This is a genomic window from uncultured Lutibacter sp., from assembly GCF_937891065.1.
Classification (GTDB): Bacteria; Bacteroidota; Bacteroidia; order Flavobacteriales; family Flavobacteriaceae; genus Lutibacter.
Window position 1 is genome coordinate 1 of record NZ_CALAEQ010000161.1, and the last position, 2,173, is coordinate 2,173.

Sequence of the window (2,173 nt, forward strand, 5' to 3'; positions counted from 1 at the left end):
ATGAAATATTGTAAATATTGTGGTGCAAAATTAAAAATGAATGCTAAATTTTGTACCAATTGTGGAAATACAATTGAAGTTCATATTCAAGATAATACACAACCTAAGAAAAGTGCTGAAGCAATTATTAAACCTAAAGAGGCTATAAAGTTTACAAACGATTTTTCTAAAATAAATAGTGAAATTTCAGGTGAAAATAGCCGCGTAAATATATCAAAAATAGCTAAGTACATAACAGGGGTTTTTCTGCTAATTGTTATTCTTGCATTTATAGATTTGGATATGTTACCAATACATCCTGCCCTAGCCTTTATATCATTCTTTATCGTTTTATCTTCAATTGTTATAGGTTACATGTTTAAAAGTAGAGAAGAAAAAATGCAAACCTTAATTACTGGCGAAAATTTGTTAGCTGAATGGACATTAACTAATGAGCAAAAAGAGAATTATTCAACTTATTTATTTGAAAATGAGAAAAATAAAAATAAATTTATTTTATATTCAATTGCTGCAATAGCCATTGTTGTTTTTGGAATATTCATTTTAGTTATTGATGAGGGAAAATTATTTATGTTTTTAATACTCATTGGGTTAATCTTATTTTTAGCCTCATTTGCTTATGGAATGCCTTTTTATTACAAAAGGAGCAATCTAAAAGGTGATGGAAAAATATTAATTGGTGCAAAATATGCATATATCAATGGTTATTTTCATAATTGGGATTTCCCATTTTCAGGATTAAAAAAAATACAACAAATTGAAACACCTTTTAATGGTATAAATTTCGTTTATTATTATACTGATAGAACCTTGTCGCATAGCGAAGAACTATTTATCCCAGTTTCAGAAGATATTGACGTAGCAGAATTAATATCAACACTAAAAGAATTAAATTCAAAATAAAATAATTAACTTATATTTAAACAATAATTCATTTTCAAAAATATTGAACTATCTATTAAAATTTATTTTTTTATTAATAAGTATAGGTATACTTATTTCTTGTGGAACAACTCATAAAATTAAAAGCGACTTAAAGCATAGTAACAAGGAGTCTTCTTTTTTCAAAGGTTTAGTAATATATAATCCAAAAATGAAAAAAGAAATTTTAAATTACAACGGTAAAAAATATTTCACACCTGCATCCAACACTAAATTATTCACATTTTATACTGCCTATAAAGCACTACAGGATTCTGTTGTGGGTTTGGAATATTACAAAGTAAAAGATTCATTACTAATTAAAGGAACTGCAGATCCGTCTTTATTATATGGTTTTAACAGTACTAAAATTATAGATTTCTTGAAAAATGAAGCAGATAGCATCTACATGTTAAATGAAACTATTGATGAACCGCCATATGGAAATGGCTGGGCTTGGGATGATTATCAAGATTATTACATGCCCGAGAAAAGTTTATTTTCTGTGTATGGGAATATTGTGAAATATTCAATTAAAGATAGTTTAGTTATCTCAACTCCCTCCTATTTTAAAAATAACATTACAATTTTAGACTCAACTTCTGTTACTAGAGAGCTTACTAAAAATATTTTTTATATTGAAAAAAATCATGAAAAAGAAAATGAAGTTCCATTTATAACTTCCAATAAACTTGTAGCAGAATTATTAGGTGAGCAAATTCAAAAAACTATCAAAGTCATTCCATCTAATAAAAAATATGATTTTAAAATTTTAAAAAGTATTCGTTATGATGATCTGTATAAACAAATGCTTGTCGTTAGCGATAATTTTATAGCAGAACAATTGTTGCTTCAAGTTGGAAAAGAAGTAGCTAACACATATTCAGTAAAAGCCGCAATAGATTATTCTTTAACTAATTATTTGCAAGATTTACCTCAAAAACCACGTTGGGTTGATGGTTCTGGCCTATCTAGGTATAATTTATTTTCACCAAATGACTTTGTTTTTTTATTAGACAAAATGTTTAACGAAATACCTTTGCCTAAATTATTGAATTATTTCCCTGCTGTAGGCGAATCGGGAACCTTAAAAGATTGGTATGGAAATGAGAAACCTTATGTATATGCTAAATCAGGCTCCTTATCTAATAATTATAATTTAAGTGGCTACTTAATTACTAAAAAAGGCACCGTCCTTATTTTTAGCTATATGAACAATCACTATCAAAAATCAACTTCTAGTATTAAAAGT

General features: G+C 27.0%; 2 protein-coding genes. Both read left to right on the forward strand.

Annotation, left to right across the window (positions count from 1 at the left end; genetic code table 11):
* On the forward strand, nt 1–903 hold a 903-nt coding region (locus Q0352_RS09010; protein ID WP_299526852.1), incomplete at its 5' end, for a zinc ribbon domain-containing protein.
* A gap of 43 nt (nt 904–946) precedes the next feature.
* Nucleotides 947–2,173: D-alanyl-D-alanine carboxypeptidase (locus Q0352_RS09015; protein ID WP_299526854.1), on the forward strand; the 1,227-nt coding region annotated here is incomplete at its 3' end.